At 29.5% G+C, this 25,637-nt stretch carries 29 protein-coding genes and 1 tRNA gene; 15 read left to right on the forward strand and 15 right to left on the reverse strand.

Annotated features, from left to right (window positions below):
• Positions 1-14: 14 nt before the first annotated feature.
• The gene (gene pdxA, locus HKP59_RS03815; protein ID WP_291803591.1) at positions 15-1,067 is read right to left on the reverse strand and encodes a 4-hydroxythreonine-4-phosphate dehydrogenase PdxA; all 1,053 of its coding nucleotides are present in this window, start codon (positions 1,065-1,067) and stop codon (positions 15-17) included.
• A 61-nt stretch (positions 1,068-1,128) separates the two neighbouring features.
• Between pdxA and HKP59_RS03820 the strand changes: the two genes are divergently transcribed.
• Positions 1,129-1,713: a riboflavin synthase gene (locus HKP59_RS03820; protein ID WP_291803593.1), complete on the forward strand. Its 585-nt coding sequence runs from the start codon at positions 1,129-1,131 to the stop codon at positions 1,711-1,713.
• On the opposite strand, the gene HKP59_RS03825 is transcribed toward HKP59_RS03820, so the two are convergent.
• Positions 1,714-1,878, reverse strand: a complete 165-nt coding sequence (locus HKP59_RS03825; protein ID WP_291803595.1) for a PID-CTERM protein-sorting domain-containing protein — start codon at positions 1,876-1,878, stop codon at positions 1,714-1,716. It lies immediately after the preceding gene.
• Positions 1,879-2,294: 416 nt separating this feature from the next.
• Between HKP59_RS03825 and HKP59_RS03830 the strand changes: the two genes are divergently transcribed.
• Positions 2,295-2,582, forward strand: coding sequence for a hypothetical protein (locus HKP59_RS03830; protein WP_291803597.1), 288 nt, complete (start codon positions 2,295-2,297; stop codon positions 2,580-2,582).
• Positions 2,583-2,813: 231 nt separating this feature from the next.
• Here HKP59_RS03830 and HKP59_RS03835 read toward each other — a convergent pair.
• Positions 2,814-2,887: transfer RNA gene (locus HKP59_RS03835), tRNA-Ile, on the reverse strand.
• Positions 2,888-2,989: 102 nt separating this feature from the next.
• On the opposite strand from HKP59_RS03835, the gene HKP59_RS03840 reads away from it, so the two are divergent.
• Complete coding sequence (locus tag HKP59_RS03840; RefSeq protein ID WP_291803599.1) at positions 2,990-3,508, forward strand: hypothetical protein; 519 nt, start codon at positions 2,990-2,992, stop codon at positions 3,506-3,508.
• Here HKP59_RS03840 and HKP59_RS03845 read toward each other — a convergent pair.
• Positions 3,492-3,839 carry a hypothetical protein gene (locus tag HKP59_RS03845; protein ID WP_291803601.1) on the reverse strand — a complete coding sequence of 116 codons (348 nt, stop codon included), beginning with the start codon at positions 3,837-3,839 and terminating at the stop codon, positions 3,492-3,494. The two genes, HKP59_RS03840 and HKP59_RS03845, sit on opposite strands and share 17 nt — an antisense overlap.
• Positions 3,839-4,810 carry a polyprenyl synthetase family protein gene (locus tag HKP59_RS03850; RefSeq protein ID WP_291803603.1) on the reverse strand — a complete coding sequence of 324 codons (972 nt, stop codon included), beginning with the start codon at positions 4,808-4,810 and terminating at the stop codon, positions 3,839-3,841. The genes HKP59_RS03845 and HKP59_RS03850 overlap by 1 nt, the downstream gene beginning before the upstream one ends.
• A 157-nt stretch (positions 4,811-4,967) precedes the next feature.
• On the opposite strand from HKP59_RS03850, the gene HKP59_RS03855 reads away from it, so the two are divergent.
• From HKP59_RS03855 to HKP59_RS03880, 6 genes are all read left to right on the forward strand, one after another.
• Complete coding sequence (locus tag HKP59_RS03855) at positions 4,968-5,573, forward strand: TetR/AcrR family transcriptional regulator (protein ID WP_291803605.1); 606 nt, start codon at positions 4,968-4,970, stop codon at positions 5,571-5,573.
• A gap of 2 nt (positions 5,574-5,575) precedes the next feature.
• Positions 5,576-6,919 (forward strand): TolC family protein, encoded by a 1,344-nt coding sequence (locus HKP59_RS03860; protein WP_291803607.1) that lies wholly within the window; start codon positions 5,576-5,578, stop codon positions 6,917-6,919.
• A 13-nt stretch (positions 6,920-6,932) separates the two neighbouring features.
• Positions 6,933-8,072 (forward strand): efflux RND transporter periplasmic adaptor subunit, encoded by a 1,140-nt coding sequence (locus HKP59_RS03865; RefSeq protein ID WP_291803609.1) that lies wholly within the window; start codon positions 6,933-6,935, stop codon positions 8,070-8,072.
• Positions 8,073-8,094: 22 nt separating this feature from the next.
• Entirely contained in the window at positions 8,095-11,511 is a 3,417-nt protein-coding gene (locus HKP59_RS03870; protein WP_291803611.1) for an efflux RND transporter permease subunit, read from the forward strand.
• A 67-nt stretch (positions 11,512-11,578) separates the two neighbouring features.
• Positions 11,579-12,049: a regulatory protein RecX gene (locus HKP59_RS03875; protein WP_291803612.1), complete on the forward strand. Its 471-nt coding sequence runs from the start codon at positions 11,579-11,581 to the stop codon at positions 12,047-12,049.
• An 88-nt stretch (positions 12,050-12,137) separates the two neighbouring features.
• The gene (locus tag HKP59_RS03880; protein ID WP_291803614.1) at positions 12,138-12,497 is read left to right on the forward strand and encodes a hypothetical protein; all 360 of its coding nucleotides are present in this window, start codon (positions 12,138-12,140) and stop codon (positions 12,495-12,497) included.
• Between the two features lie 6 nt (positions 12,498-12,503).
• On the opposite strand, the gene HKP59_RS03885 is transcribed toward HKP59_RS03880, so the two are convergent.
• Both HKP59_RS03885 and HKP59_RS03890 read right to left on the reverse strand, forming a co-directional pair.
• Positions 12,504-13,016 carry a nuclear transport factor 2 family protein gene (locus HKP59_RS03885; protein WP_291803616.1) on the reverse strand — a complete coding sequence of 171 codons (513 nt, stop codon included), beginning with the start codon at positions 13,014-13,016 and terminating at the stop codon, positions 12,504-12,506.
• Entirely contained in the window at positions 13,013-13,690 is a 678-nt protein-coding gene (locus HKP59_RS03890) for a hypothetical protein (protein ID WP_291803618.1), read from the reverse strand. Before HKP59_RS03890 ends, HKP59_RS03885 begins: the two co-directional genes overlap by 4 nt.
• Positions 13,691-13,831: 141 nt before the next feature.
• Between HKP59_RS03890 and HKP59_RS03895 the strand changes: the two genes are divergently transcribed.
• From HKP59_RS03895 to HKP59_RS03920, 6 genes are all read left to right on the forward strand, one after another.
• Positions 13,832-14,785: an NAD-dependent epimerase/dehydratase family protein gene (locus tag HKP59_RS03895; RefSeq protein ID WP_291803620.1), complete on the forward strand. Its 954-nt coding sequence runs from the start codon at positions 13,832-13,834 to the stop codon at positions 14,783-14,785.
• Between the two features lie 275 nt (positions 14,786-15,060).
• Positions 15,061-15,462: a methylmalonyl-CoA epimerase gene (gene mce, locus HKP59_RS03900; RefSeq protein ID WP_291803622.1), complete on the forward strand. Its 402-nt coding sequence runs from the start codon at positions 15,061-15,063 to the stop codon at positions 15,460-15,462.
• Between the two features lie 24 nt (positions 15,463-15,486).
• Entirely contained in the window at positions 15,487-17,046 is a 1,560-nt protein-coding gene (locus HKP59_RS03905; RefSeq protein WP_291803624.1) for an acyl-CoA carboxylase subunit beta, read from the forward strand.
• Complete coding sequence (locus tag HKP59_RS03910; RefSeq protein WP_291803626.1) at positions 17,046-17,405, forward strand: OadG family protein; 360 nt, start codon at positions 17,046-17,048, stop codon at positions 17,403-17,405. The genes HKP59_RS03905 and HKP59_RS03910 overlap by 1 nt, the downstream gene beginning before the upstream one ends.
• 3 nt (positions 17,406-17,408) lie before the next feature.
• Complete coding sequence (locus HKP59_RS03915; protein WP_291803628.1) at positions 17,409-17,828, forward strand: biotin/lipoyl-containing protein; 420 nt, start codon at positions 17,409-17,411, stop codon at positions 17,826-17,828.
• A 45-nt stretch (positions 17,829-17,873) separates the two neighbouring features.
• Positions 17,874-19,196, forward strand: coding sequence for a sodium ion-translocating decarboxylase subunit beta (locus HKP59_RS03920; protein ID WP_291803630.1), 1,323 nt, complete (start codon positions 17,874-17,876; stop codon positions 19,194-19,196).
• Here HKP59_RS03920 and HKP59_RS12825 read toward each other — a convergent pair.
• The 8 genes from HKP59_RS12825 to nosZ all read right to left on the reverse strand — a co-directional run bounded on the left by HKP59_RS12825 (position 19,174) and on the right by nosZ (position 25,621).
• On the reverse strand, positions 19,174-19,353 hold the full coding sequence (locus HKP59_RS12825; protein WP_363288781.1) for a hypothetical protein: 180 nt from the start codon (positions 19,351-19,353) through the stop codon (positions 19,174-19,176). The genes HKP59_RS03920 and HKP59_RS12825 overlap by 23 nt on opposite strands.
• Positions 19,354-19,536: a hypothetical protein gene (locus HKP59_RS03925; protein WP_291803632.1), complete on the reverse strand. Its 183-nt coding sequence runs from the start codon at positions 19,534-19,536 to the stop codon at positions 19,354-19,356.
• A 171-nt stretch (positions 19,537-19,707) separates the two neighbouring features.
• Positions 19,708-20,490 (reverse strand): ABC transporter permease, encoded by a 783-nt coding sequence (locus HKP59_RS03930; protein ID WP_291803633.1) that lies wholly within the window; start codon positions 20,488-20,490, stop codon positions 19,708-19,710.
• Entirely contained in the window at positions 20,483-21,190 is a 708-nt protein-coding gene (locus HKP59_RS03935) for an ABC transporter ATP-binding protein (protein WP_291803635.1), read from the reverse strand. The genes HKP59_RS03930 and HKP59_RS03935 overlap by 8 nt, the downstream gene beginning before the upstream one ends.
• Positions 21,183-22,415: a nitrous oxide reductase family maturation protein NosD gene (locus HKP59_RS03940; protein ID WP_291803698.1), complete on the reverse strand. Its 1,233-nt coding sequence runs from the start codon at positions 22,413-22,415 to the stop codon at positions 21,183-21,185. The genes HKP59_RS03935 and HKP59_RS03940 overlap by 8 nt, the downstream gene beginning before the upstream one ends.
• On the reverse strand, positions 22,415-22,861 hold the full coding sequence (locus HKP59_RS03945; RefSeq protein WP_291803637.1) for a nitrous oxide reductase accessory protein NosL: 447 nt from the start codon (positions 22,859-22,861) through the stop codon (positions 22,415-22,417). Before HKP59_RS03945 ends, HKP59_RS03940 begins: the two co-directional genes overlap by 1 nt.
• A gap of 97 nt (positions 22,862-22,958) precedes the next feature.
• Complete coding sequence (locus tag HKP59_RS03950) at positions 22,959-23,546, reverse strand: hypothetical protein (protein ID WP_291803638.1); 588 nt, start codon at positions 23,544-23,546, stop codon at positions 22,959-22,961.
• 101 nt (positions 23,547-23,647) lie between these two features.
• Positions 23,648-25,621: a Sec-dependent nitrous-oxide reductase gene (gene nosZ, locus HKP59_RS03955; protein WP_291803639.1), complete on the reverse strand. Its 1,974-nt coding sequence runs from the start codon at positions 25,619-25,621 to the stop codon at positions 23,648-23,650.
• Positions 25,622-25,637: the final 16 nt, after the last annotated feature.

The following is a 25,637-nucleotide window of genomic DNA, read 5'->3' on the forward strand; positions in this document are numbered from 1 at the left end:
TAAATTTTAAAAATTTATCGTTTTTCTTTTTGCTTAGTTACATTTAATGGGTTTTCTGTCAAACTTTTATACTCTTCTCTAGTCTTGTAAATTTGAATTGCTGTAAAAACAGCTTCTTTAAATGAACTAATATTTGCTGCATTTTTTCCTGCTAATTCATAAGCTGTACCGTGATCTGGAGAAGTTCTAATTTTATCCAATCCAGCCGTAAAATTTACACCCTCTCCAAAAGACAATGTTTTAAAGGGAGCTAATCCTTGGTCGTGGTACATGGCTAATATAGCATCAAAGTTTTTGTAATTTTCTGAACCAAAAAAACTATCTGCAGCATAAGGACCATAAACTAACTTTCCTTCCTTCTGAATATTAGCAATGGTGGGCATTATTATTTCATCATCTTCATTTCCAATAACGCCGTGATCTCCACAATGAGGATTAAGGCCTAAAATGGCAATTTTCGGTTTTGAGATAGCAAAATCTTGTTTTAATGTATTATACAAAATATCCACCTTTTTTTGAATTAATTCCGGAGTTATAGTTTCTGAAACTTTAGAAACAGGAATGTGTCCAGTTATGAGGCCTATTTTTAGTTTATCAGTCATTAAAATCATTAAACTTTCTCCATTTAATTGAGACTCTAAATATTCTGTATGACCAGGAAATTTAAAATCTTCTGACTGGATATTATCTTTATTAATAGGTGCTGTAACTAACACGTCTATTTCTCCTTTAGCCAATGAATTTGTAGATGCTTTTAATGATTCAAACGCATATTTTCCAGAAGATTCTGTAGGTGTACCAAGATCAATTTGAAACTCTTCATTCCATAAATTTAAAATATTAAACTTACCATGAATTGCCTTATCAACATCCTTTATTCCGTTAAATGGAACATTTATATTCATATTTTTTTTATAGGCTGATATTAATTTTGTAGAGCCAAACAAAATAGGCGTACAAAAATCTAACATCCTTTTATCCAAAAATGTTTTCAAAGCAATTTCTATTCCAATACCATTATAATCTCCAATGGAAATACCTACTATTATTTTTTCAGATTTGTTCATCTATAAGGTTTATTATGCTTAATTTTGAACGTCAAAAGTAATCAATAAAATTGATAAAATTATGTTTACAGGTATAATTGAAAGTTTAGGTATTGTTAAAAATATTGTTCAAGAAGGTGAAAATTATCATATAACTATTGAAAGTGATTTTACTAAAGAATTAAAAATTGACCAAAGTGTTGCTCATGATGGGGTTTGTTTGACAACAGTTCATGTGAATGGAAATGAATATACGGTAACTGCTATTAAAGAAACCCTCGACAAATCAAATTTTAAATTCCTTAAAATTGGAAATACAATTAATTTGGAGCGCGCAATGATACTTGGCGCAAGATTGGATGGCCATATTGTTCAAGGACATGTTGATCAAACAGCTATTTGCACAGGTGTAAGTGAAGAAGATGGTAGTTGGTTTTTTGATTTTGAATATGACACTACTTTAAATAACATCACTATAGAAAAAGGCTCAATAACAATTAATGGTGTAAGCTTAACAGTTGTTAATTCAAAAGAAAATACTTTTTCTGTTGCTATTATACCTTACACATTTGAACATACAAATTTTCACACCTTTAAAAAAGGTACGATTGTAAATTTAGAATTTGATGTTATAGGAAAGTACGTTGCGAAACTACTAAAGAAATAATTACTTTTTTCGCTTTAGTTCATAAACACCGTATGCAATACCAGCGATAAATAGATAAGACAAACCGCCATCTATTGGAAGTCCTACCGGAGGAGGAGGGTCATCGTTAGTTCCAGGTACAGGCACATCATTTTTTTGCGCAAAAGACACAAAAAAACAAGACATAAGTAACAAAAAACTTAAAATGCTTCTTTTAAATTTAAGCTTCATTAGGGGTTTAGGGTTATTTTAAAGTTTAAAAAATCTAAAACATAGCATCGCAAAGATAGTATTTTTATTTTAAAACGTAAAAAACTTCCGAAATTCATGCTTTTCAATTATTTACAAAAATATATTTAAAATATATACAAACCCTAATTTTTAGTTGTAATTAAACCCATAGCGTATTATTTCATATAATTGGTTATTTTAAAGAAACGAAAAAGTTCATTTTTTATTTTACATTTAAAAATATTGTCTTTGTAAGAAAAAAAATGATGAAAACACTAATGTATACTATGCATAAGCTCATTACAATGTCTTAAATCATTGTGCTTGTGCCTTAATCGCATTTCAAAAGCTTTGATGTATCAGTACCAATAATGAAGAATCTAAGTAATGTATTCTCAAAAAAAGCTGCAAAAAGTAATTCTTCTTGGAAGAACATTAAAGCCAGGCTATCTGGCGTGCTAGTATCAATACTTGTATTTGTTTGGATTATTGGAATTATGATGTATGGAAGATACTTTATTAAAGGTTGGGAGAAAAAAATTAAACTAAAAAAGTTTTGTGATGAATTGGAAAAAACAATTCAAAAATGCCAATCTAAAAATAATACTTTCACTTTTAGGACTTATCTTAATTTATATTTTAGATATCAAGTTTCTTAATTTTAAAATATGGTTATCTATTTTATTAACATTTATTTTCTTTTTAGGCGGATATATGGGCTTCTTGATTAAGCCATCAGAAGATTAAGCTTTACATAAAGTTACTAGAGATACTCTCACTCGGTTTTTATTGATTTTACGTTGTTTGGAAAATTCAAAACAGTGTTCTCTCAGTTCACAAAGTTGCATAAAAAAGACCTCATATTTCTATGAAGTCTTTATTTTTATTTGTGGTCCCACAAGGGCTCGAACCTTGGACCCCCTGATTATGAGTCAGGTGCTCTAACCAACTGAGCTATGAGACCGAAATTTAGGTGGCAAAAATAATACTTATTTATATGATGCACAATATTTATTTAAATAAAATAGTTCTAAAAAATAATTTAACTTTGTTAAAAACAACAAACATGCACAAAATCTTAATTTTACTGCTATTAATATTTCTTGTAAATATTAATTTATTTAGTCAAAACTCCGAATTAGATCGGCACCGTTTTATTGATGATGTTAGATTTGGAGGCGGTATTAACATTGGAGCTGGAAATAACTACTCAACATTTTCTATTTCACCAAGTGCCATTTATGATTTTTCAGATAAATTTAGTGCAGGTTTAAGTGCTACATATGTTTATGTTAAAAATAAATCTACTGTAAGTAGAACCACTAATATATACGGAGGAAGTGTTTTAGCTTTATATAAACCAATTAGAAATATGCAGTTTTCTACTGAATTTGAGCAACTAAAAATTAATCAAAATATTGCTTTTTTAAACGATGCTGATTTATGGCAATCTGCATTATATATTGGTGCAGAATATGTGACTGGCAATATTTCTATGGGTTTACGTTATGACGTTTTATTTGATAAAGCAACTAATATTATATACTCATCTGCCTTATCACCAATTTTTAGAGTTTATTTTTAAACCATACTTTTTGATATTCTCTTTTTAGAATTAAAAATGTTATTTGCTCGACTAGCTGAGGTAATTCATTGCTTTTTATTGTTAGCAATTCTTTTTCAGAAACATCAACTCTATATAAAAAGTTCAAATAATCATCATATTTATTGGTTATTAAATCAACTAAAATTTCGCTTAAGGATTGCTTGAGTTGATTTGGAGCCATAGACAAATCAAAATGTTCATCCAAATTTGATAATTGAAAATCTTTATTTAATTGTTCTATTAACTTTTTAAATAAATTTTCACTTTCAATTTTTTGAATAAGAGAAATTGAATTTTGCTCTGATAACATTATATGGTGCGTTTCATTAAACTCAAACCAAAGTTTTTAAGAACTTCTTTTTTTTGTTTAGAAATTGACAAACTCTCTAAATCTTTAAATGCTTTATTCGTGTAACTTTCAATTTCTTGAATTGTTATTTCCTTTAATTTGTTTCTTTCAAATAAAGCTGTCACTTCTTTAACTTTCTCCTCATTATGCTTATTTGAAGTATATAATTCTATCAATTTTTGTTTATCTTTAACATTACAAACTTCCAATGCTTTTAAAAATAAAAACGTTTTTTTATTTTCTAAAATATCTCCTCCAATTTGTTTCCCAAATACTGCAGCATCTCCAAAGGTATCTAAAAAATCATCTTGCAATTGAAAAGCAATTCCAAGATTTAGACCGAAATCATAAATTACATCAGCCTCTTTATTACTAGCATTTGCAACAATAGCTCCCATTTTCATTGCCGCTGCAACTAAAACCGATGTTTTGTAAGTAATCATTTTTAAATATTCTGGAATTGAAACATCAGTTCTAGTTTCAAAATCCATATCAAATTGTTGGCCTTCACAAACTTGTAAAGATGTTGTATTGAAAAGCAACATCAATTTTTTAAAAGTAGAAGGCTCGTAAGTTTCAAAACATTGATACGCCATAATCATCATGGCATCACCCGATAAAATTCCAGTATTTACATCCCACTTTTCGTGCACAGTAACTTGTCCTCTTCGTATTGGTGCGCTATCCATAATATCATCATGAATCAACGTGAAATTATGAAAAACCTCAATAGCTAGTGCCGCATCAAAAGCTTGTTTCACCTCTCCATTAAAAATTTCACAAGTCATTAGTGTTAAAACTGGTCGTAATCTTTTACCTCCAAGTTGTAAAATATAATGTATTGGCTCATATAAATTAATAGGTTGTTTCACCTCAACTTTCTCATTTAAATACGCAATAAAATCATTTTTATAATTTTCAATCAAATCCATTTGTGTATAATTTTTGGTAAAAATACATCATTAAATATATTTTTAAATCTTCTATCTAATTTTAAATGTTATGAAATTGTTAAAACTATGGAAACTTTTTTTGTTTCTAACGTTTCCATTTGTATATTTGCGCTCCATTTTAAATAAAAATGATTTTATGAAGCGTACTATTTTGCAAAAAGCAAGTGAAATTTTTTTAAAGCTTGGTTTTAAAAGTGTAACGATGGATGATATAGCAAATGAACTAGCCATATCAAAAAAAACTATTTATAAATATTTTAAAAACAAAGAAGACCTTGTAGATATAACTACTAGTTACTTGCATGAAGAAATGCACAAATCTGTACTTTGTATTTGTGATAAGGGCTACAATGCCATTGAAGAAAATTTTGAAATTAAAAAAATGTTTAAAGATTTATTGAAGAATTCCGATGATTCTCCAATGTTTCAATTAAAAAAATACTACCCTAAAACCTATTCAAAAGTTATGACAAAAGAATTCACCATGTTTAAAGATTGTATTTTGAATAATATTGAAAAAGGAATTAAGGAAGGTTTGTATAGAAAAGATATAGATAAGGAATTAACAACAAAATTTTACTTCTCTTTAGCTACGAGTGTTCATGATGCAAATTTTTATACTTATAACAAAAATACACTAAATAAGCTTGAGACTAGTGTACTTGAATACCATACAAGAGCAATGGCTACATCAAAAGGATTACAAATTTTAGAAGAACAATTACAAAAAATTAACTATTAAGAATGAGAAAATTATTAATTCTGTTTAGCGGAATACTGCTCAGCCTGAATGCTGAAGCTCAGGAAAAGATTTCGTTATCATTAGACCAAGCTATTGATTACGCATTAATAAATAGCTATGCTGCGATAAATGCCAACAGAGATATAGATGCCGCAAAAAAGAAAAAGTGGGAAACCACCACTATTGGTTTACCACAAATAAGTGCCACAGTAGACTATCAAAACTGGATAAAACAACAGGTTTCTTTAATCCCAGCGGAATTTTTTGGTGGGAATGAAGGTGAATTTGCTGAAGTTGAATTTGGCACAAAACATTCTTTAAATGCTACAGCCACTTTAAGACAATTAATTTTTGATGGCTCCTATTTAGTTGGTTTACAATCAGCTAAAACCTATTTAAAAATATCTGAAAACGCCAAAGAAAAAACTGAATTAGGCATTAGGGAAGCCGTTATTAATGCCTATGGGAATGTACTTTTAAGTGAAGAAAGTATCTTAATTTTAGAAAATAATATCCTATCATTAGAAAAAACATTAAATGAAACCAGTCAAATGTATGTCAATGGTTTTATTGAGGAAGAAAGTGTTGAACAACTACAAATTACATTGGCTTCTATAAAAAGTCAATTATCAAAATCCCAACAACTAAACAATATTGCTTATAAAATGCTCAATATTACTTTGGGAATTGATATTAATAGACCAATAATGCTAACTGATGATTTAAACTCTTTATCTATGAAGAATATAGATTTGGGTGTTTTATCTTCAAACTTAAGTGTTGAAAATCATGTAGATTTTAAAATTGCAAAAAATACGGAAAAATCAAATGAGCTTTTAATGAAGCTTGAACAAAGTAAAGCGTTACCATCCCTAAGCAGTTTTGCAAACTTTGGATATATTGGGTTTGGTCAAAACTTTGAATTTCTCAATAAAGAACAACAATGGTTTGATTCTTCATTACTTGGCATTAGTTTAGAAATTCCACTTTTCAGTAGTTTAGCTCGAAGTTCTCGAACACAACAAGCAAAAATTGAATTGGAAAAAGCCAAAACAAAGCTTACCGAAACGGAACAAACTTTAATGCTTCAGTTTGAAACTGCTAAAACCGAGTATAACTATAGTATTGAAGAATATGAAACTTCTAAACAAAATTTAGCGCTTGCTGAACGTATTGAAAAAAAACAACAAATAAAATTTCGTGAAGGAATTTCTACAAGCTTTGAACTATCAGAAGCTCAACGACAATTATACACCATGCAGCAAAATTATTTACAAGCTATGCTTGCCATAATTACAAATAAAGCTGCTTTAGATAACGCATTAAACACACCTATTTATAACTAGAAAATATCATAAAATGAAAAATATCTTACTACTTTTTATAGCAACCATATTTCTAATTTCTTGTTCAGAGGTTGAAAAAACTTCACTTGATGAATTAACTACTCAAAAAACAAGTATTCTTAATAAAATTGATAGTTTAAACCAAGAGTTAAAAACAATTGAAAGTCAAATATCTAAATTAGACACGCTAAAAAAATATCATATTGTTACCCTTTTACCTGTTAAAAATGAAAATTTTAAACACTATATTGAAATTCAAGGTGTGGCTCAAGCAGATAAAAACATTGAAGTTCGACCTGAGTTAGGCGGTACCGTTAAAGCTATTTATGTAAAAGAAGGCCAACAAGTTTCAGCAGGTCAAACTTTGATTCAATTAGACGATGCTTCAATTCAAAACAGTATTTCAGAGCTAAATACTCAATTAGAGTTAGCAAAAACAACTTTCGATCGCCAAGAGCGCTTATGGAATCAAAAAATTGGTTCTGAAATGCAATATTTACAGGCTAAAGCCCAAAAAGAAGGATTAGAAAATAGTCTAACTTCATTAAAAACCCAAGCTAAAAAAATGAAAATCACTGCTCCTTTTAATGGAATAGTGGATGAAATTTTTCCTAAAATTGGAGAGTTAACTAGTCCGCAAACTGCAACAGTTCGATTATTAAATTTAGACAATGTTTATATTGAAGCTGATATAACAGAAACCTACTTATCTGTTATTAAAATTGGTACACAAACAATCCTAAATTTCCCTTCAATTAACAAGGAAATTGAATCGGAAATTTCTCAAATTGGAAATTTTATCAATCCAGATAATAGAAGTTTTAAAACAAGAATCAACATATCCAATAAAGATCACAGTATTAAGCCAAATTTATTAGCCGATTTAAAAATTGTAGATTTTGCGGCTAATGGAATTGTAATACCGTCAACTCTCGTTCAAAAAGATCAAAATGGAAATACGTACGTTTTTACTTTAAAAACGGAAAACGGTGAAACAACTGTAGCTAAAAATTTAATTAGTATAGAAAAAGAATACAATAATGAGGTGTTTATCTCTAAAGGTCTTCAAGAAAACGACAGCTTAATTAACAAAGGAGCTAGAATTGTAAAAGAAGGAGATATTGTTAAAGTAAGCGATAAATTTAATCTGTAAAGTAACTTAGAACAGAATTAAAATGAAAAAAGAATTTAAAATATCTACGTGGTCAATTCACAATAAAATGACCGTTTATGTTATAATTGTAATGATCTTTGTTGCTGGTATATTTTCCTATGTTAGTATGCCCAGAGAAGCATTTCCAGAAATTGTAGTTCCTGAAATATATGTTTCTACACCGTATCCTGGAAACTCAGCCTTAGACATAGAAAAGCTTATTACAAGACCTTTAGAAAAAGAAATTAATGGAATTTCAGGTGTTGATGATATTATTTCTACTTCAATCGAAGGGTTTTCAACCATTCAAGTAAAATTTGATTTTAGTACAACACCTACTGAAGCCCTACGAAAAGTAAAAGATAAAGTTGATGCTGCAACTTCAGACAAAGATTTTCCAAAAGATTTACCTGCCGATCCAAATGTGCAAGAATTAAATTTTGCTGAATTAATGCCTATTATGAACATTAATTTATCTGGTGACTTTTCAATGGATAAATTAAAAGAGTTTGGTGAATATTTAGAAGAAGAAATAGAAAAAGTTCCAGAAATTTCGAAAGTTGATATTAGAGGAATTCAAGATAAAGAAGTTGAAATAAGTGTAGACTTATACAAAATGGAAACTTCTAAAATCAGCTTCAATGATATTGCCATGGCCATTCAGAATGAAAACATGACAGTTTCTGGAGGTGATTTATTAGAAAATGGAATACGAAGAAATGTTCGTGTAATTGGTGAATTCAAATCGGCAAAAGAAATTGAAAACATCATAATTAAACAAGAAAATAATAATATTGTTTACTTAAGAGACATTGCTACTGTTAGCTTTAAAGAACAAGAAAAACAAAGCTATGCAAGAGAATTTTCTAAACCGGTAGTTATGTTAGATGTAACGAAAAGGGCTGGTGAAAATTTAATTATTGCTTCTACACAAATAGATGAAATTTTAGTGAAAGCTAAAAATGAGTTTCTTCCCTCAAATTTAAATGTTTCAAAAACGAATGATCAAACAAACGATACCAAAACAATGGTTGCAGACCTTGAAAACAGCATTGTTTTAGGTATAATTTTGGTTGTTTTAGTATTGCTTTTCTTTTTAGGAATTAGAAATGCATTATTTGTTGGTATTGCAATTCCATTATCTATGTTTATGTCATTTACCATACTTAGTGCTTTAGGGGTAACCTTAAATACAATGGTATTATTTTCATTGGTAATTGCATTAGGAATGTTGGTTGATAACGGTATTGTTGTTGTTGAAAATGTTTATCGACTATTAGATGAAGGCTATTCAAAAATTGATGCTGCTAAATATGGAGTTGGAGAAGTAGCAATGCCTATAATTGCATCAACAGCAACCACATTGGCTGCCTTTCTACCAATTGCATTTTGGCCAGGTATCATGGGTGAATTTATGCGTTATTTACCTATTACCCTAATAATTGTTTTAAGCTCATCTTTATTTGTGGCTTTATTAATAAATCCAATGTTAACTTCGGTTTATATGAAAATAAAAGAGGATGAGGTAAACTTTAAAAAAATTCTCATTTATAGTACTGCTATTTTTGTAGTTGGTGTACTCTTTATAATTGCTGGAGTAAGTTCAAACACTAAATTTTTAAACGCATTAGGCTTATTATTAGTAATTGCAGGGGTATTAAGAGTTGTAAATACCAAATTTTTAACACCCGCTACGACATGGTTTCAAACAATATTTTTACCTAAATTAGAAGTTATTTATGAAAAATCATTGAAATTTACTTTAAAAGGGAAAAGGCCTAAATACTATTTATTTGGCACATTTGGATTGTTATTTTTATCATTTATGCTAATGGGACTTTTTCCTCCAAAAATACTTTTCTTCCCAGAAACTCCACCAAAACAGGTGTATGTATATTTGGAATATCCTATAGGTACTGACATTGAAGTTACAAATGCACTTTCTATTGATATTGAAAATAAAATTCAGGAATTTTTAAAGAAATATGAAGTAAATGGCGAAAACAACTTAATTACTTCAGTAATTGGACAAGTTGGTGAAGGAACTAGCGATCCAAATCAAGGGCAACAAGGCGGAACTACACCTAACAAAGCACGTATAACAGTTGATTTTGTGAAATTTATAGAGCGTGGTGATAATAATACGGAAGATGTTTTAACTGAAATAAGACAATTACTTCAAAACTATCCTGGAGTAAACATCACTGTTGATAGACCTTCAGATGGACCCCCAACAGGAGCACCAATTAATATAGAAATTTCAGGTGATGATTATGAAGAATTACTTGTTAATGCAGAAGATATTAAACAATTTATTAATGAAGCTAACATTGCTGGAATTGAAGAATTAAATTTGGATGTTGAGCAAGGAAAACCAGAACTTCCATTTATTATAGACAGGCAAAAAGCAAGAAGGTTAAATATTTCAACCGGACAAATTGGTGATGCTATTAGAACTTCTTTGTTTGGAAAAGAAGTATCTACTTTTAAAGATGGTGAAGATGATTATCCAATAAATATTCGTTTAATGGATAAATATAGATACAATAAAGAATCCTTATTAAACCAGAAAATTACATTTAGAAATCAAAGTAGTGGTAAAATTGTACAAGTTCCAGTTTCTGCAGTTGCACATTCTGAAACATCTTCTACTTTTAGTGCTGTAAAACGAAAAAATTTGAACAGAGTAATTACCATATTCTCAAATGTAATTGAACCTTACAACCCAACTGATGTTAATGAACAAATTAAGAAAACATTAGAAAATTATAATTTACCAAAAAATTTGTCTATTTCATTTACTGGAGAACAAGAACAACAGGCTGAAGAAATGGCTTTTTTAAGTAAAGCCCTCTTAATAGCTGTATTCTTAATATTTTTAATATTAGTGGGACAATTTAACTCTACCTCTACTCCTATAATCATTTCAATAGCTGTACTATTAAGTTTAATTGGGGTGTTATTAGGTTTGATTATTTTTAGAATGGAATTTGTGATTATGATGACTATGATTGGTATTATTTCACTTGCAGGTATTGTTGTAAATAATGCAATTGTATTAATTGATTATACCAATTTAATAATGATTCGTAAACGCGAAGAATTAAGCTTAGAAAAGGGAACTTTAACAAAAGAGTTAATATATGAAAGCATTGTTGAAGGTGGTAAAACTAGATTACGCCCTGTTTTATTAACAGCCATTACAACAATTTTAGGGCTGCTTCCTTTGGCAATTGGAATTAACATTAATTTCATGACGTTGTTTACAGAATTTGATCCTCAATTTTATATTGGAGGAGAAAATGTTGCTTTTTGGGGACCCATGTCTTGGACCATTATTTTTGGTTTGACCTTTGCAACTTTCTTAACCCTAATTATTGTTCCTGTTATGTATTCTCTAATTAACAACTTAAAATTAAGGATGAAAAGAAAACAATAGATAAAAGTATATTTTTTTAAGAAAGGTGACTCTAAAAAGTCGCCTTTCTTTTGTTACTTTGTAATCTATGAAAAATAAAAAATCGTATACAGTTGATGAAGCAAGAAAAGTTTTGGAGCATTTTTGTGCATATCAAGAGCGTTGCCACAAAGAAGTAGAACAAAAATTATATGATTTAAAAATGATTCCTGAAGCCAAGGAGCAAATAATACTGCATTTATTACAACATAATTTTTTAAATGAAGAACGTTTTTCTAAAGCTTTTGTTAGAGGAAAATTCACCATAAAAAAATGGGGACGAATTAAGATTGTAAATGAACTTAAATTCAGAAATATTTCTTCATATAATATTAAAACTGCTTTAAAAGAAATAAATGAGGACGATTATTTAAACGTTTTACTTCAACTTGCTGAGAAAAAACTGACTTTAATTAAAGAAACCAATTCTTTTAAGAAAAAAAATAAGCTATCAACTTATCTTGTTTCAAAAGGTTTTGAAACTAATTTGGTTTATACCGTATCAAATAGCTTACTTTAGAACTTTACTTTTTATAATACTGATTTAAATCATTAATCTTCAATATTCTATTTTGTAAATTTGAGTAACTATTAAAAAACTCAAAATTATGAAAAATACATTCTTAACTTTAGTCTTACTTTTTGTTACTATATTTTCGTTTGCTCAAGATTCAAAATTGAGAAAAACCGAAAAAAAAGGAGATCTCTTAGAAGTTACCTTGTATTATGAAAATGGAACTATTATGCAACATGGGTTCTATACAGAAGATGGAAAATTACACGCTTCATGGGAAAGCTACAATATGGATGGATCCAGAAAATGTATTGCTACCTATAATTTTGGTGCAAAAGTTGGTATATGGACCTATTGGAATAACAATAAAATTACCAAAGTAGAATACGACAATAATAAAATTATTAGTGTAAAAGAAGTACCTGAAGATATTTCTATTAAAAAAGATTTTTAAACGCTGCTATTTTATAGATTTTAAAAAAAGTGAATCTTTTTCTTTATTAATTAGTTTAACCGCATCAATATTATCATTCGGTATCGTTAAGGACAATACATAATGTTCAATAGCCCAACCTGCTTCATTTTTAGTAAGCACTCCTGAACCTCTACAAATTCCCATATGAGTATTTAGAAGCTCGTCAAACCAAGCAACTTTATCTTTCATATAAATATTGCGTTGTATTGCTGTAAAACTCCAGGCCTTGCCTTTATCAAAGTAAGGTTTACTAAATTGTTTAAAATCAGTATAATTCCAGTTTTCAGAAGCATCAGTTCCAATAAACACGCTGTTATTGGTCATTGCATTAAAATAAGCTTCAAAATTAGCCTCAGCCGCACTTTTATGCCAGTTATCTAACAAAACAGTAATAGCTTGTTTTTCTTTTGCTGAATCAGATTTATCTGATGGTACTACTTTTTTTTCACAATTAGATAATAATAGTCCAACTGCTAATACATATATGACTTTTTTCATTGCTTCGTTTTTTTTGGGATTGATATTACAGGCTTACCTAATTTTCTTTGTTCCAAAGTTTTTTGTTTTTGTATTCTTTCAGGATTCACAGGTTCTCTGCTAATAATTCCTCTTCTTTTAGGAAGGTTTTGTTGTTTTATATTTAAACTTGGAGTTTCAGTATCAATTTCTAATGAATTTTGTAATTCTTCTGCCTTATAAATTGTATTTATTTTAGAGTTTACTGCCGAATACACTTCTACTATTTTATCAACTTCATCTTTAATTTCTTTATTTGTAATTGAGTTAATAGTGGACATATCAGCCAAACGCAATGTTTCATTTTGCAAAACATTAAATCTAGCTTTAATACTTTTTCCTTTTAATAAATCAACTCTAATTGAATCTTTCATTAGGGTTACTAATCCTGAGAGTTCATTAGCATGATATAATGCATCCGTAGTAGAAATATTATAATACTTTAATATAAAATCATCTACATTTTTATACTCTTTCCACTCAGAAACAGCTTCTTTAGCTATGGGGTTTAACGTTTCTGTTATTGTATTTACAATACGATCTGAACTTACTTTTAACGAATCAGAATTTTCTGATACTTCTTGTACTGATTTTAATTTAGTACAAGAAAATGTAAAAAATAAAATGATTAATAAAAAACTTAATACCTGCCTCATAATAAAACTTTGTAAGGCCAAAAATACTAATAATTACACTATTTAATTAAAAAATTATGATTTTCATAAAAAGCACTTGTTATATCAATCAAAAAATATTTTAAGTATCTTTGAAGCTATAAAAAAGTAGATATCATTTATATGAGTAAAAGCATTTTAATTATTGGGGCTTGCGGTCAAATTGGAACTGAATTGACACTTAAATTACGTGAAATAAATGGTACGGATTCAGTTATTGCATCAGATATTCATGAAGGAAGTGATGAGTTAATGAAATCTGGACCTTTTGAGTTTGTAAATGCAATGAATTTTGAAAATATTTTATCAATTGTTCAAAAATATTCAATTTCTGATGTATACTTAATGGCTGCTATGCTTTCTGCAACAGGTGAAAAATTTCCGGATAAAGCCTGGGAATTAAACATGAACTCGCTTTTTAATGTGCTAAACTTAGCGAAAGCAGGAAAAATAAAAAAAGTATTTTGGCCAAGTTCAATTGCAGTTTTTGGACCCACTACACCAAAAGAAAATACACCTCAAAAAACGGTTATGGAACCAACAACCGTTTATGGAATTAGTAAACAAGCTGGAGAACGATGGTGCGAATATTACTTCGATAAATATGGTGTTGATGTTAGAAGTATTCGTTATCCTGGTATAATTAGTTGGAAAGCAAATCCTGGTGGTGGAACTACAGATTATGCTATTGAAATTTATCACAAAGCATTACTTAATGGAAATTACACCTCTTTTTTAAATAAAAATAGCAAATTACCAATGATGTATATCGATGATGCTATTGAGGCAACAATAAACATTATGGAGGCTGAAAAAGAAAAAATAAAAATTCGCTCTTCTTATAATTTAACAGGAATGAGTTTTACACCTGAAGAAGTTAGTGCAGAAATCAAAAAAACGGTTCCAAACTTTACTATTTCATACAATCCAGACTTTAGACAACAAATAGCTGATAGTTGGCCAAAAAGCATTGATGATTCTGAAGCTAGAGAAGATTGGGGCTGGAATCATAAAATTGACTTAGAAAAAATGTCTGAAATTATGTTAGAAAATTTAAGCTTAAAATATATAGTATAAGCTGTTAAATTTAAAGAAATAAAATACTTAATTATTTAATAAAAAAGCCTCAAAATAAATTTTTGAGGCTTTTTATTAAACCTTCTTTTTCCTTAGTTAAAACACTAAAATTTCTAAAACGATTTCGTTAAAAAATTAAAAATGTGATAATTGTCATCTTATTGATTTTTACTTAGCTCTAATTTTGTAGTGCAATACTATTTTTAAAGAAAATATAATTTTCAAACTAATCTTTTGTGATTAATTAAAGTTAAAATAAAAAATATATAATATTTATGAATATTTCACATATTGAACACATAGGTATAGCAGTAAATAATTTAGAAAAATCAATAAAATATTATGAAGAAGTGTTAGGGCTGAAATGCTATAACATAGAAGAGGTTATTGATCAAAAAGTAAAAACCGCCTTTTTTATGGTAGGAGATACAAAAATTGAATTACTAGAAAGCACTTCACCTGATGGTCCTATTGGTAAATTTATTGAAAAAAAAGGGCAAGGAATTCACCACATCGCTTTTGCTGTGCCAAATGCTTCCGAAGCTTTAAAAAGTGCTAAAGAAAAAGGAGTGCAATTAGTTGATAAAGTTCCTAGAAAAGGAGCAGAAGGATTAAACATTGGATTTTTACACCCAAAATCAACTCAAGGAGTACTGACTGAACTTTGTTCAAAATAAAAATGTAAAGCTAAAAAATAAAAAATGGCAAATCAGGATAAAATTAATGAGCTAATTGAAAAAAGGGCAAAAGCAAAATTAGGTGGTGGTGAAAAACGTATTGATTCTCAACATGCTAAAGGTAAATTGACTGCTAGAGAGCGTATTGACATTCTTTTAGACGACGATAGTTTTGAAGAGTTTGATATGTTCGTAACACACAGAACTAAATCATTTGGACTCGATAAACAAGTTTATCTTTCTGATGGTGTTGTAACCGGACATGGAACAATAGATGGTAGAATCGTATATCTTTTTGCTCAAGATTTTACTGTATTTGGTGGTTCGTTATCTGAAACATATGCATTGAAAATATGTAAGGTAATGGATATGGCTATGAAAATTGGAGTTCCTGTTATTGGACTAAATGATTCAGGTGGAGCCCGTATCCAGGAAGGTGTTAGATCATTGGCTGGTTATGCTGAAATTTTCCAAAGAAATATCATGGCATCAGGAGTTATACCTCAAATTTCTTCAATTTTAGGTCCTTGTGCTGGTGGAGCTGTTTATTCTCCTGCCTTAACTGATTTTACAATTATGACAGATCAAACAAGTTATATGTTTGTAACGGGGCCTAAAGTTGTACAAACAGTAACGGGTGAGGTTGTTACTACTGAGCAATTAGGCGGTGCAAAAATTCATTCCACAAGATCAGGTGTATCGCATTTCTTAGCTGAAAGTGATGAAGAAAATTTACTATTAGTTCGTAAAATATTAAGTTATTTACCCTCAAACAATTTAGAAGAAGCTCCAGTAATTACTTGTCATGATCCAATTGATAGATTAGAAGATGCCTTGAATGAAATTGTTCCTGAAAATGCAAATCAACCTTATGATATTGTTGATGTTATTTCAATTTTAGCAGATAATGCTGAATTTACAGAAGTTCATAGAAACTATGCAAGAAATATTTGTGTTGGTTTTGCAAGATTCAACGGTCATCCTGTTGGAATTGTAGCCAATCAACCAAAATATTATGCAGGAGTTTTAGATATTGATGCTTCGAGAAAAGCGGCTCGTTTTGTTCGTTTTTGTGATGCATTCAATGTTCCAATTGTAACCTTAGTTGATGTTCCAGGATTCTTACCAGGAACAGGTCAAGAATATGGAGGGATTATTTTACACGGTGCAAAATTATTATTCGCTTACGGAGAAGCAACGGTTCCAAAAGTAACTATTACACTTCGTAAATCTTATGGTGGTGCGCATGATGTAATGAGTTGTAAACAATTACGTGGAGATGTTAACTATGCTTGGCCAACTGCGGAAATAGCTGTAATGGGCGCTAAAGGAGCTGTTGAAGTATTGGAAGGCTCTAATATTAGAAAAATTGAAGATGCTGATGAAAAACAAGAATACATCGACAAAAAAGAAGAAGAGTACACTAAGAAATTTGCAAATCCATATGAGGCTGCGAAATATGGATTTATTGATGATGTAATTGAACCAAGAAATACACGTTTTAGAATTATTAGAGCGTTACAACTACTTCAAAATAAAAAAGAAGTAAACCCTCCGAAGAAACACTCAAACATGCCATTATAATGACACATATTCCACTCATAACAGATCAAATAAGCGAAGGATACGTTATTTTGATTTCCGGTTTACTAATTGTTTTTGGAGCCTTATTGACACTTTCTTTATTTTTCAAATTTGGATTGCCAATTATACTATACATATACAAAGTAATTACTAAAAGAAAAGATAAAAAGATTTCAGAAATTAAAGTTGATGCAGACGAAGAATTTACAGGAGAAATTGCCGGTGCAATTTCAGCAGCAATACATCTATATCTTAATGAACAGCATGACCATGAGAGTGCCATATTAACAATTAAACAAGTAAAAAAACCATATTCACCTTGGAGTTCTAAAATATATGGGACACAACATAGATTATAAAAAATGAAAAATTTTAAATTTAGAATAAATAGTAACAACTATAAGGTTAATATAAAATCTCAAGAAGGAAACGTTATTGATTTAGAAGTAAATGGAACTTCTTACTCAGTAAAACTGGAAGAGGAAATTAAAAAAACGAAGACTCCTACATTAGTTCGTGCAGCATCAAAAAGACCTTCTGAGCCATTAAAAGTAAATCCAAAATCATCAAAAACAAGAATTGTAGCGCCTATTCCAGGCGTTGTTATGTCTATTGATGTAAAAGTGGGTGATACGTTAAAAGTAGGTGACAGAATGTTAGTTCTTGAAGCAATGAAAATGGAAAACAATATTGTTTGTGAAAAAGCAGGAACTATAACAGCAATGAAAATTACTGTTGGACAACAAGTTTTGCAAAATGAAGTAATGATAGAATTAGAATAAACGCTTCTCAGTTTTCAAATTGAAAACAACCAAAAAAAGAAAAAAATGAAGAAAGTATTATTAATATTTAGTGTTCTATCATTGCTAATTTTTATTAGACCTGCACTTGGCTTAAATTCCAATAACAATAATGATAACATAACTTCCTCTGTATCGGTTGATCAAGTTAACCAAGAGGAAGAAATTTCTTACAATGGAGCCTTCGAAGGAATTAAACAATTTTATAATTACACCGGTTTTGCAAATGCTACTTTAGGTAATATAATTATGATTTTTATTGGAATTATATTTATTTATCTAGGTATTAAGTTTGACTACGAACCTTTACTTTTAATTCCTATTGGTGCAGGTGTTATAATTGGGAATATTCCATTTGTTGCCGGAAATCAAACAGGAATTTATGAAACCGGGTCCGTTTTAAACTATTTATATTTTGGTGTTGTAAAAGGTATTTATCCTCCACTAATCTTTTTAGGAATTGGAGCTATGACAGATTTCTCCTCATTAATTGCAAACCCTAAATTAATGTTATTGGGTGCTGCAGCGCAAATTGGTGTATTTGCAACATTTTTAGGTGCGTTATATTTAGGATTTAATCTTCCTGAAGCCGGTGCAATTGGAATTATTGGTGGTGCCGATGGTCCTACTGCCATTTTCTTATCATCTAAATTAGCGAATGGAGTAAATATTTTAGCTGACGGAACAACCGTTAAAAATTTAATTGGACCAATAGCAATTGCCGCCTATTCATATATGGCATTAGTGCCAGTTATTCAACCGCCTTTAATGCGATTTTTAATTTCTAAGGAAGATAGAAAAATTAAAATGAAACCACCTAGAGCGGTTTCACAAAAAGAGAAAATGATTTTTCCTATTGTTGCATTAATCTTAACAACATTTATTTCACCTAGTTCTTTACCTTTATTAGGAATGTTATTCTTTGGAAATTTATTAAAAGAATCTGGTAGAACCGAAAGATTAGCAGATACTGCGAGAACAAAATTAATTGATATAGTTACAATTCTATTAGGTGTAACTGTAGGTGCTTCAACACAAGCTGATATATTTATTACAAAAGATTCAATGCTAATTTTTGCGTTAGGAGCAATCTCATTTGTAATTGCAACTTGTGGGGGATTACTCTTTGCGAAGTTGATGAATTTATTCTTAAAAGGAGACAATAAAATAAATCCATTAATTGGTGCCGCAGGTGTTTCTGCTGTTCCAGATAGTGCAAGAGTTGTGCATACAGAAGGTTTAAAATCAGACCCAAGTAATTATTTATTAATGCACGCAATGGCACCAAATGTTTCGGGAGTTATAGGATCAGCGATAGCTGCAGGTATCATATTAAGTTTTTTAGGATAAATAATACATTATCGTATGAGGAAAATAAAACAATCCACTTTGAACGTTGACTACTTGGATCAATCGATAAAATAGCGACTCTTTTCCCCTTAGTAATAGGATATTTAATGAAGGATTCAACAAACGTACTTTTACAAACCCCAGGAACGCAAGTAATTCAAATAGATTTACCTGTATGAAGTAATATTTCTTGGGTAATTTCTTTTGCTAAAACTTTATCACTTTCAAGATTACTTTCAATAAAAGTTATTTCTCTAGAAAGAAGAACTCTGTCTCTTTTTAAAACGCCATTAATATAAGTTTGGCCAGTAAATCTATTCTTAGGTTTGTAGTTTTTCATTGATAAATCACTATATAATAACAGATTCAATTTTAACTATTTTACCAGTTATTTGAAAAAAAAGTAAGCAAATGAACAAAATGCAATAACACTAAGTTCAATATAATAATTATAAAAATTGCGAAATTAAGTTGTAAATTATGTTCAATAAAAACTATATATTAAAATAAACTAAAAATCTTTCTTTTTAAGTTTAAAATTCATTCTAAGAATAGGTAATATTACCCAAAATACCAGAACGAACATAGAAAATAACATGCCTATGTTTGTCCCAAAAAACTTTCTAAAAACAGCTCCTGTATAGCCTAACAATGCAGAAATATCTAATTTCAAAAGAATCAATATTCGGGATAAATCAATTGGATTAAGCATAGTAGCTATCAATGAAAATTTATCTAGAGGATATTCATTAAAAAAAACTAATGAAATTAAGAAAATTCCATCGTAAATTACCGCTAAAAACAACCACATTAATATGGCATATCCAAATCCTTTTATTTTGTTTTCCGTTGAAAGTGCAATATTGTAAGCAAGTGCTACAAAAATAAAATTCAAAAAAGAGCCAACAACTAGTAATAAACTAAAATCAAAAATTATGGATGATTTAAAAAGTCCGTAAGCCATAAATGGAATCCCCAACCCCAATACTAAACTTAGTGTTAAAGACAATGAAATACCAATGTATTGCCCCATAAATATTTTGTTTCTATTTATGGGCTGGGCTAACAAAAGTTCAGTAAATTCTGTTGAATTATAATAATACATAACACCAAAAATTGTTCCTATTAAAGGTGTTAAAACTATGATAATATTCATTAAAGTTATAACTGCTTTTGACACATCATTATTTAAAAACAGTAACACAAAACCAAGTAATAAATAAAATAAAAAGTACACATAACTCCAACGGCTGCGCATTAAATCGTAAAAACTATATTTTAATATTTTAAGCATATTGTTTAGATATTAAATTAGCAATTGCGTGCTCTAAATTATCATTTTCAGTTTGTTTTTTAAGCGCATCAATACTTCCTTTGAAATAAATTTTACCATCTAATAAAAACACAATCTCATCCGCTAATTCATCAACAACACTCATGATATGTGTTGTAATTAATATGGTTTTCCCTTTCTCCTTTTCTTTTTGAATTAAGTCTTTTAAATGAATTAAAGCTATAGGATCTAAACCAGTAGTAGGTTCATCTAAAATAATTAACTCACTATCAAACATAAATGTAAGCACTATATTCACTTTTTGTTTTGTTCCTCCTGATAGGTTTCCTAATTTTTTATTTAAAAAATGTCCTAAGCCAAAAAGTTCAATTAACTCTTGTTCTTTAGATTTCTTAGGACGAAGGTTTTTTACCATATTAATCAGTTCAATTACTCTTAAATTTGGTGGGAAATTGGCTATTTGAGGTAAATAATTTAAATTATTTCTATATTCAAATTTTCCTAAAACATTCTCATTTTTAAAACTTATAACTCCTGTATTTGGAATTACCATCCCTAATAAACATTTAATTAAAGTCGTTTTTCCTGAGCCATTTGGTCCAAGTATAGCGAAAATTCCGCCTTCTTTAATTGATAAATCTAAGCCGTCTAAAACAGTTAGTTTACCAAATCGTTTGTGTAAATTTTTAAATTCAATCATTAATTTTTTTCATTATAGGGTTTTCATCCGTTAAATCGTCAGGTGTAAAAACCGGTGAAACTTTTTCTGAAAAATTGATAATATCAACAAATAAACTTCTTAGTAAGACCAAAGCTTCAGGAGTTTTATTTACAATGTATGAAAACAATTTTACAGGACGATATGGAATGTCTCCAATTCCATTTTTATCTAAATCATAACCGGTGTACTCGCTCCAATAATTATTATTAAAACTATTATCATTTTTTTTAGTATTGTACGATAAATCTAATGAATTATGCATAAAATCATTCTTTTCAAAAATGTTTGCATAACAGGCTCCTGCAATTTTAATTGCCCAGCCATTTCTTAAAAAAGTATTGTTTTTGTAATTTATTCTTGTACAACCTTCACCATTTATTCCAATAGTATTTTCTTCAAATAAATTGTTGTAAATCTCGGCATCATAAATTTCTTTTAGTAATAAACCATACGAAGCAGAACCCCAGTTTAATTTAAAAGTATTGTGATGCATGGTTATAAATTTTGAAAACATTACAGCTACGCCTGCTCCATTATTTTTAAATTCGTTATGATGGTAAATATTATTATTTGAAAACATGAAATGCAATCCGTAACGAATATTATTATGGCTGTTATTTTCAAAAACTACACTTTGCTTTACAAACTCAAAATAAATTCCATCACGTAAACCAGTTAATTGATTATTATAAACTTCCATTTCACTTCCATCCCAAATATGAATACCATTTCCTGAACTTGCTTCGCTTTTTCTATTTCCGGATATTCTATTATTTCTAATAATTCCGTTTTTAGATTTTTCAATTAAAAGCCCAAAAAATACATTTTCTAAAATACAGTCTTCAATAATGAAATTTTTAGCTTTTATAACCTTAATTGCTGCATAATCTATTGTGTAGCTCATTCCTACGTTTATAATTTTCAAACCTCTAATGGTAAAATTATCAGCCTCAAAAATTATAATTCCTCCAGTATCTTCACCATCAACTACAGCTCCTTTTTCACCAATAAGAGAAATGGATTTATTAATAATAATATTGTTTTCTTTGTAAATCCCTTTTTTTACAACTATTTCATCACCTGTCTCAGCAATTTTAATAGCTTCTTTAATGGATTTTACAGTACAAGTTTCACAAACTTCAATCTGTTTTGCTGAAATAGTGAATGTAGTAAAAAAGAAAAATAATAAGATTTTATATTTCATCATTTATCTGAAAGTTTTTGCTTTAAAATTTCCCAAGTATAGTTTACACCACCATGCTTTTGCTGTAATTCCTCGGCTTTGTTTTTTGAAGAAAAAGCTGATAAATTAGCTCCCATAGGGCTTTTAATTTCTTCACTTATTAAAAATATAGCCGTTTTAGCATCAATCATTTCGCCTGGATTAGTATAATTTGCAACTAAAAAAAGTGAGATGTCTTCTTCATTTTTTTCGTTTAAATCATGAATCATACATTCAATTGCATCAAATTTAAATTGTTTTCCTTTTTTGGTTACGTACTGTGATGCATGAGTTTTATCAACAACATTCATTTTACAAAAACTACATTGATCTTTTCCATACTCAATAGCTTCCGGCTCAACATTACAAGAAATTAATATTCCTAATAGTACAGCACTTAAAAATAATTTTAAAAGAGTAGTTTTCATTATTTCTGATTTTAATAGTTCTTAAATATAAATTAAAATCGAGTGAAGTTTGTTGGACATACTCGTTTTAAAAAAATATTTTATTTTTTATTTTATATTAAATTGTAACTTCTTTTTTACCTAAAAAGTAAGCTATTACGGTAAATAACATTCCTAAAAACATAAGATATGCTCCAAGTCTTGGATATGAATGTGCTTTAAAATTTAGGATATCTTTTGAGCCAAATAATGGAGGTTGAAAACCCATAATTGAACCATCAGGATTTGTGAATTTCATAATTGCTTTTGGATCTAAGCTATGCCCATAATCATACTCCCATAAATAAAAATCATACATTCCGGCTATACCTAATAAACTCATTAAAATAAACCAACCCAGAAATAGTTTATAATTTCCGAAAAATCCTATTAGTACACCTAGGCCTGTCATTATTCCAATAGCCCATGGAAATATTTTAAATTCTGGAATTGTCTCTGGAATATATTTCATCCCTACATAATGATTCATCAAATTGATGTTTTTAATATCAAATTCGTGTGTGTCTGTAAATTTGTTAATATGTATATCCATTCCTAATGGTATAGGGTATTGAGGTGCTTCTAAAGTAATATTCCAAAGTGGAAACACAAATAAACCAAGCAGCAGTAAAGAACCAATTACCATAAATAATTTAGGTTTTTTCATAATTTATTAAGTTTAATATAAGTATTTTTTTTAATTAAAAAGGGCAAGTAAATTATATACTTACCCTTTTATAAAGTTCTTCAAATCAATCTAAAAAGAACTTATTCTGCATCTACAGCATCACCATCTAACGTATACGATATAGGAACATCAGATCCTTTTGGTGATACTCTTATATATCCTTGCATTTCTTGATGCAATGCAGAACAGAAATCTGTACAATAGAATGGCCAAACACCAACTTGTTTTGGATACCATTTGAACGTCTCAGTTTGCCCTGGCATAACTAACACCTCAGAAGTTTGAGCTCCAATCATAGCAATTCCATGTGGTACATCATAATCCTGTTCTAAGTTTGTTACGTGAAAAAATACTTCATCTCCTACTTGTACTCCTTCAATGTTATCTGGTGCAAAATGAGAACGAATCATTGTCAAATAAATATGAACTTCGTTTCCGTCTCTTACAACTTTTGCTTCTGCTTCAGATTTTGTTGCGTACTCATGTTTATTTTCATCTAACTTAAAGAATTTTTTTGAATTTGCTTTTAATAATTCCGCAGGTATCCCTGCAGCATAATGAGGTTCTCCAATAGTTGGAAAATCTAATAATAATTCCATTTTCTCACCAGAAATATCATATAATTGGGCTGATTGAGTTACCTCTGGGCCTGTTGGTAAATAACGGTCTTTCGTGATTTTATTCATTGCCAATACATATTTTCCAAATGGTTTTCTTGAATTTCCTCCAGGAACCATTAAGTGACCAACTGAGTAATATGTTGGTTTTCTATCAATAACTTCCCAAGTTCCTAATTTCCATTTTACAACTTCTGAAGAAATAAAGAAAGTAGTATAAGCATTTCCTTGTCCATCAAACTCTGTATGCAAAGGTCCTAAACCTGGTTGTTTAACTGAACCAGCTAAAGTGGCTTCGTATTGTAAAATTGGAATACCATAAGCTTCACCATCAAATTTTTTATCATCTATAGCTTTAATCATTTTACTAAAAGAATGGATAGTTAACTCAGCAGCTAATTTACCACTACCTACAATGTACTCTCCAGAAGGATCAACATCGCAACCGTGAGGTGATTTAGGTGTTGGCATAAAATATACGGCTCCAGGAACATCTGCTGGGTTTACAATTAATACTTCTTTTTTCATAGTTGAAGTAGCTGAATGTGTGTGCTCGTCGTAAATATTATGTGCGTAGTTAGCCGGAGCTTTTGTACCTCCTCCATTATTAACATATTCTTCAATTTTTTTCCAATTGATAGCTGCAATAAAATCTTTATCGTTTTGAGATGCATTTACTTCTAGTAAAGAATTTGCTTCTTCCGTATTATAAGTTGTGAAGAAGAACCAACCATGAGAATCTCCTCTTCCTGGGTGAGATAAATCATAATTAAATCCTGGCATCATTAATTGAAATTTTATATTCATTTTACCATCTTCTGGATCAACTGAAATAAAAGTTAATGCTCCTTTAAAATTACCTTTGTACTCATCAATTGGCATATCTTTTTGAGGATAAGGAATACTAAAACGAGTACCAGCAACAACATACTCTGTATTTTCAGTAACAAAAGAAGAACTATGATTACCTGCTGAATTTGGCACTTCAATAATTTCAGTTGTTTCAAAAGTAGTTAAATCAATTTTTGCAATACGCGGTGTATTATTTCCATTGATAAATACCCAACGTCCATCTAATTCACCAGCTGTCTGAGAAATATCAGGGTGATGAGAATCATCCCAAGGAATAAATCCGTGAGACGTATTTAACATTGGTTTGGTCTCTTCATTAAAGCCATATGCTTTTTCGGCATCTACTGAAAAAACGGGAATTACTTTAAATAATCTTCCTGATGGAAGACCATAAACTGCTAATTGCCCACTAAATCCTCCAGACACGAAGGCATAGAATTCATCATGTTCACCTGGTGCAACATAAACTTTTTCTGCTGCACTACTTGATAAAGCTCCTTTCTTACTTGAGCCTTCATTTCCGCAACTACTAAATACTAATGATACTATAGTAATTGCAAATAGAAATTTAAAAATTGTTTTCATCTGTTTTATTTTAATA

The sequence above is a fragment of the Lutibacter sp. genome, from assembly GCF_013041805.1.
Taxonomy (GTDB): Bacteria; Bacteroidota; Bacteroidia; order Flavobacteriales; family Flavobacteriaceae; genus Lutibacter.

Excerpts from the sequence above, each read along its gene's own strand:
- mce (WP_291803622.1), top strand. The coding sequence starts at position 15,061 with ATGAATATTTCACATATTGAACACATAGGTATAGCAGTAAATAATTTA.
- HKP59_RS03830 (WP_291803597.1), top strand. The coding sequence starts at position 2,295 with ATGAAGAATCTAAGTAATGTATTCTCAAAAAAAGCTGCAAAAAGTAAT.
- HKP59_RS03865 (WP_291803609.1), top strand. The coding sequence starts at position 6,933 with ATGAAAAATATCTTACTACTTTTTATAGCAACCATATTTCTAATTTCT.
- pdxA (WP_291803591.1), bottom strand. The coding sequence starts at position 1,067 with ATGAACAAATCTGAAAAAATAATAGTAGGTATTTCCATTGGAGATTAT.
- HKP59_RS03875 (WP_291803612.1), top strand. The coding sequence starts at position 11,579 with ATGAAAAATAAAAAATCGTATACAGTTGATGAAGCAAGAAAAGTTTTG.
- HKP59_RS03920 (WP_291803630.1), top strand. The coding sequence starts at position 17,874 with ATGAAGAAAGTATTATTAATATTTAGTGTTCTATCATTGCTAATTTTT.
- HKP59_RS03910 (WP_291803626.1), top strand. The coding sequence starts at position 17,046 with ATGACACATATTCCACTCATAACAGATCAAATAAGCGAAGGATACGTT.
- HKP59_RS03850 (WP_291803603.1), bottom strand. The coding sequence starts at position 4,810 with ATGGATTTGATTGAAAATTATAAAAATGATTTTATTGCGTATTTAAAT.
- HKP59_RS03855 (WP_291803605.1), top strand. The coding sequence starts at position 4,968 with ATGAAGCGTACTATTTTGCAAAAAGCAAGTGAAATTTTTTTAAAGCTT.
- HKP59_RS03915 (WP_291803628.1), top strand. The coding sequence starts at position 17,409 with ATGAAAAATTTTAAATTTAGAATAAATAGTAACAACTATAAGGTTAAT.
- HKP59_RS03895 (WP_291803620.1), top strand. The coding sequence starts at position 13,832 with ATGAGTAAAAGCATTTTAATTATTGGGGCTTGCGGTCAAATTGGAACT.
- HKP59_RS03825 (WP_291803595.1), bottom strand. The coding sequence starts at position 1,878 with ATGTCTTGTTTTTTTGTGTCTTTTGCGCAAAAAAATGATGTGCCTGTA.
- HKP59_RS03870 (WP_291803611.1), top strand. The coding sequence starts at position 8,095 with ATGAAAAAAGAATTTAAAATATCTACGTGGTCAATTCACAATAAAATG.
- HKP59_RS03840 (WP_291803599.1), top strand. The coding sequence starts at position 2,990 with ATGCACAAAATCTTAATTTTACTGCTATTAATATTTCTTGTAAATATT.
- HKP59_RS03930 (WP_291803633.1), bottom strand. The coding sequence starts at position 20,490 with ATGCTTAAAATATTAAAATATAGTTTTTACGATTTAATGCGCAGCCGT.
- HKP59_RS03880 (WP_291803614.1), top strand. The coding sequence starts at position 12,138 with ATGAAAAATACATTCTTAACTTTAGTCTTACTTTTTGTTACTATATTT.
- HKP59_RS03925 (WP_291803632.1), bottom strand. The coding sequence starts at position 19,536 with ATGAAAAACTACAAACCTAAGAATAGATTTACTGGCCAAACTTATATT.
- nosZ (WP_291803639.1), bottom strand. The coding sequence starts at position 25,621 with ATGAAAACAATTTTTAAATTTCTATTTGCAATTACTATAGTATCATTA.
- HKP59_RS03950 (WP_291803638.1), bottom strand. The coding sequence starts at position 23,546 with ATGAAAAAACCTAAATTATTTATGGTAATTGGTTCTTTACTGCTGCTT.
- HKP59_RS03905 (WP_291803624.1), top strand. The coding sequence starts at position 15,487 with ATGGCAAATCAGGATAAAATTAATGAGCTAATTGAAAAAAGGGCAAAA.
- HKP59_RS03945 (WP_291803637.1), bottom strand. The coding sequence starts at position 22,861 with ATGAAAACTACTCTTTTAAAATTATTTTTAAGTGCTGTACTATTAGGA.
- HKP59_RS03860 (WP_291803607.1), top strand. The coding sequence starts at position 5,576 with ATGAGAAAATTATTAATTCTGTTTAGCGGAATACTGCTCAGCCTGAAT.
- HKP59_RS03940 (WP_291803698.1), bottom strand. The coding sequence starts at position 22,415 with ATGAAATATAAAATCTTATTATTTTTCTTTTTTACTACATTCACTATT.
- HKP59_RS03845 (WP_291803601.1), bottom strand. The coding sequence starts at position 3,839 with ATGTTATCAGAGCAAAATTCAATTTCTCTTATTCAAAAAATTGAAAGT.
- HKP59_RS03890 (WP_291803618.1), bottom strand. The coding sequence starts at position 13,690 with ATGAGGCAGGTATTAAGTTTTTTATTAATCATTTTATTTTTTACATTT.
- HKP59_RS03820 (WP_291803593.1), top strand. The coding sequence starts at position 1,129 with ATGTTTACAGGTATAATTGAAAGTTTAGGTATTGTTAAAAATATTGTT.
- HKP59_RS03935 (WP_291803635.1), bottom strand. The coding sequence starts at position 21,190 with ATGATTGAATTTAAAAATTTACACAAACGATTTGGTAAACTAACTGTT.
- HKP59_RS03885 (WP_291803616.1), bottom strand. The coding sequence starts at position 13,016 with ATGAAAAAAGTCATATATGTATTAGCAGTTGGACTATTATTATCTAAT.